The organism is Marinifilum sp. N1E240 (assembly GCF_009295825.1).
Taxonomy (GTDB): Bacteria; Bacteroidota; Bacteroidia; order Bacteroidales; family Marinifilaceae; genus Marinifilum_A; species Marinifilum_A sediminis.
Map to the genome: position 1 here is coordinate 1 of NZ_WHKF01000022.1, position 3,984 is coordinate 3,984.

The window sequence follows — 3,984 nt, forward strand, 5'->3', positions numbered from 1 at the left end:
AAATTCCATTGCCTTTATGTTCAAATCCAAGGCATTTTCCTTCTAAAGCTGTAGATCCATTTTAAGACCTCAATAATTTTACTTTTTCAAGAACTGAAAGCAAAAAACAAAGCCTTAAAAGCTTGCCAAGAGACATACTTTTAAGACTTTTATATTCTATTCATCTAATTTTATGTGGATGCGCAACGGTTACTTTTGTTGGGTACCGTTTTCTTCTTTTCCATCAACCGAATTAGTGTGATATTCAGTTTCTCCAAGTCACTTAGATCCTCTGTGACGTCATTAAACTTCCCTTCATACCAATCTTGTAATTCAAAGTGTTTTTTCATCGCTTGTGTTTGAAAGATATAACCATGTCTGGCAAATATTTCATTTCTCATTATTTTCAACTCTTTTAAGTTGAAGTAACCTAGAATGGGACTGGTTAGAATGGTAGAAGAAGCAAATGGGTATCTTCCTTTGATATTATCTTCATTTGATGGATGCAACCATTTTATTTGTTTTAATGTTAATATTTTCTCAGCTTTTTGCCAGGCATTATATTTGTCGAGGGTTGCATTAAAGATGTCTAATCCGTCTGTAGTAGTTTCATAATAGATGGATTGATCTTCAGAAAAAGTTATTACCTGAATTGGGTAATTGAATTCAAGTTCGAATGAATAAAATTCTGTTGGGAAGAACCCTATTGCTCTATTTTCATTAGGGTGGAAAATGTAAATATTCTTGTTCTCATCAATATATTTGCCACATAATTCGAAGTTTATTTTGTTCTTTAAAATAAGTTCTTCAAGTGTATTGGGTTCAGGAAATGTCCTGAGTACTCCTGATAAGTTGCCATCTTTATCTTTAATTTCGAGAACTCCGATATTATTAAGGATTCTATATGACACTAAATCATTCGTATTCCCTACAATTGGACTAGGATAACCTTCAGGATGACCACCAACGATTTCATAGACATTACTATCAATAATCTTCACTGAAAAATGGTAGCCTGCTTCATGACAGTCGCTCCCATTAAAAACGATTATACTGTCATTATATTGATAGGATGAATATTTCTGATATCCATTTGTCCATGTGTCTATCAGTTTTTCTTTTTGTCCAAACGAACTAATTGTTATTAATAGTGATAATATCAGGAGTAATTGTTTCATCTGAGTTTTTGTTCTAAATGGTACCCAACTTGTTTGTTAGCTTAATAAAGTTGTGTTTATTTTTCTTTTATTCACTCAATTTATCAGTTTACACATCCGATATGGCTGTGTAAGCTGATAAGTTGATGACGAATTCCAGAGTTCATCAAGAGAATTAATAATTTTCTTTATTAATAACATAAATGCAAATCTTACTAATTCTTAATCAAATCAGATCAAAATAATAGGCAAACATGCATGTCTTTCGAACACCATACTCTTTCTATTATTTATAATGTGCACAATCAGCACATTACACCAACTCCAGCACTCCTCAAGCAAAGACATTTACAACATCAACTGCTTATCATTAAACCTTTGTTAAAGTTAACAAATTGATTAAACCAAACAATACATATTATAATATATAAATAAGCTATTCCCATTAAAACTAAAAAAAGGTCGTCAAATAAATATTGACGACCCCTAATCACCGATTTGAATTCCATTTGGGCAAATACTGTAAAACTGCCTGCTAATATCGAAATATCAACAAAGCATCCTCATTAATCATCAGGATCTAAAACAGCCTCCTCAATCTCAATAGGTGTAAACTCTATATTCATCTCAATACACTTATCCGGATAAGTAAGTATATTTCGTACAACTGTTTGATAAGGCTTGCGACTAAACGTAAATTCGTGTTCACCCGAATTTAAACTCGGTATAAAATACTTCCCACTTTGTTTGGCATGCATTACAGCCTTTCCTCCATCTATCGATATCAAAACCGATTTTACGGGCTCTCCCGTAACAGAATCTGTAAATACACCTTTTAGCGCGTGCACCTTGCCTTTCGATAAATCAAGATCAACAGCTACCCTATAGGCATTGTACAATTCCGGATTCGCCTTTTCATACTTACTCCTCATGTAACGATTCAACGAAAAATCAAGCAATTCCTGAAATCTCTCCAATTTCACATCAATTTGATTGGTAATTGCCTTATGCTGAGAAATAAAATCTTTTGGATCATTCTGCTTCGATTGAAAATCAGCAGTACTATCAACCAAATTTTGTTTCAACTCTGGCGATACACCAGCATCAGTACTCTCTTGCTGATGTTCATCAATTAAATTTCGCAAGTACTGCGAATGAATAATTAAATCGATGGCAGAAAAGCCAGCCAGGCAGCTCTTAGAACAATTCGCAATAGTTTTAAAAGGAGCAAACTCCTTCAGGTATCCATAACTAACCATTAGGTCAGTTATTCTTAAACAATTCTCTTCAAGACTAACTTTTGAAATCTGTTTTTGCTCCGTTTCCTGTTTCGAACTCTCCTCTTGTTGCGGAGCCAAATCAGAAACTTCCGAATACAAGGTCAGCATTGGAGTCACAATTGCCATATAATTGGCATCTTCAGCCAATACAGGGTAATCGCTATTCAATTTATTTAATTCCTTCCCTTGATTCAATTGAGCCTTTTGTTTATTATTCATCTTTTAATGTTTTGATAACAAAAAATCACAAAATTATCAACGATTACTTCTCTTTCAACAAGCAATCCATATTGCTTTGCAAATTCTGATAAATCCTAATTCTTTACAACAACACAATTTGCAATCACAAATAGAGAACTAAAGCACGACAGCCTTTAAAAGCCATCTCACCTGATAAGCATCTGCCCATTCAGTAACAAATCAATAGTACTTCACATATCATCGTTCATTTCATTTTTCCATTCATCCTTTTTCAATCCGCAGCATTCTTTTTACAATCAGAAGTATTTTTTTTAAAATCAGAGTCATCTTTTTTTAATCAGAGTCATCTTTTTTTAATCAGAAGCATACTTTTTACAATCAGAAGCATACTTTTTACAATCAGAAGCGTTCTTTTTAAAATCGGAAGCATTTTTTTTTCATCAGAGTCATTCTTTTTAAAATCAGAAGCGTTCTTTTTAGAATCAGAAGCATACTTTTTAAAATCAGAGTCATTCTTTTTATCGGCAGACTATACAATTTTGTAGAATCACAATTCTAAATCTTCACAGAATGCATATTTTCATTAAGCTGCCAATACATGATAGATTCAATATCACAATCGATAAATAAATTGCTAGTACATGCTGTAGTGTCAACAGCACAGATTTTTGCGGATGGTAATTTTCAGTCAGTCTCATAGTAGTAGTCGAAATAAAGTTTAGTAATGTTTTTGATTATCTATTCAATTTCAAAAAATCAAATGTTCAAAGCGTCTTCTATTCATTCCAATCCTTTTAGAATTCATTCTAAGCTCACCCTCTCCCATCACAATACTTCCCTTTCACTCTCGCTACCCACTTCACTTAAAAATTATCTAAAAATGCAATCCAAATCAACATCATCATTCTAATTAAGAGTTTTCTAATAACTATACAATCTATCAACCAGAACAATACAAGACAACTAAATAACATTTTTAATTTTATACTGATTCATAATACGCCTACAATTCAAAAAGGTTTTAATATCATAAATATTTTATCTTATCACTAACTTCCAGAAATACATTAGAACCTCTCCATTCGGCATCATGATCTTTTTAATGCAGCCTTGACCTTTATGCTTCGTTTTTGGGTCAAGCCAAAAATGAAGAGCCCGTCCGGCTCGAGGACAAAGGATATTTTTAATAAATCATTACAAAACACCCCTCTCCCTATCGGGATCTCCCCTAGAAGGAGAGAAAACCAAAATCAACTTACTCAAATAACCCAACGCCACCACAACCCGCATCAGACAAAAATCCCGTAAAGAAAATCGAAAGAATGAAGCGTTAAAAAAACTGGCGTGTTTGAGGAACGTTAGGCTCG

At 33.2% G+C, this 3,984-nt stretch carries 2 protein-coding genes; both read right to left on the bottom strand.

What is annotated here, in order from left to right; translation table 11 throughout:
* Nucleotides 1-170 precede the first annotated feature (170 nt).
* On the bottom strand, nt 171-1,157 hold the full coding sequence (locus GCQ56_RS20055) for a YARHG domain-containing protein (protein WP_152736324.1): 987 nt from the start codon (nt 1,155-1,157) through the stop codon (nt 171-173).
* A gap of 545 nt (nt 1,158-1,702) precedes the next feature.
* The gene (locus GCQ56_RS20060; RefSeq protein ID WP_152736325.1) at nt 1,703-2,635 is read right to left on the bottom strand and encodes a hypothetical protein; all 933 of its coding nucleotides are present in this window, start codon (nt 2,633-2,635) and stop codon (nt 1,703-1,705) included.
* Between the last annotated feature and the right edge of the window lie 1,349 nt (nt 2,636-3,984).

Coding starts and splice junctions, on each gene's coding strand:
- GCQ56_RS20060 (WP_152736325.1), bottom strand. CDS start 2,635: ATGAATAATAAACAAAAGGCTCAATTGAATCAAGGGAAGGAATTAAAT.
- GCQ56_RS20055 (WP_152736324.1), bottom strand. CDS start 1,157: ATGAAACAATTACTCCTGATATTATCACTATTAATAACAATTAGTTCG.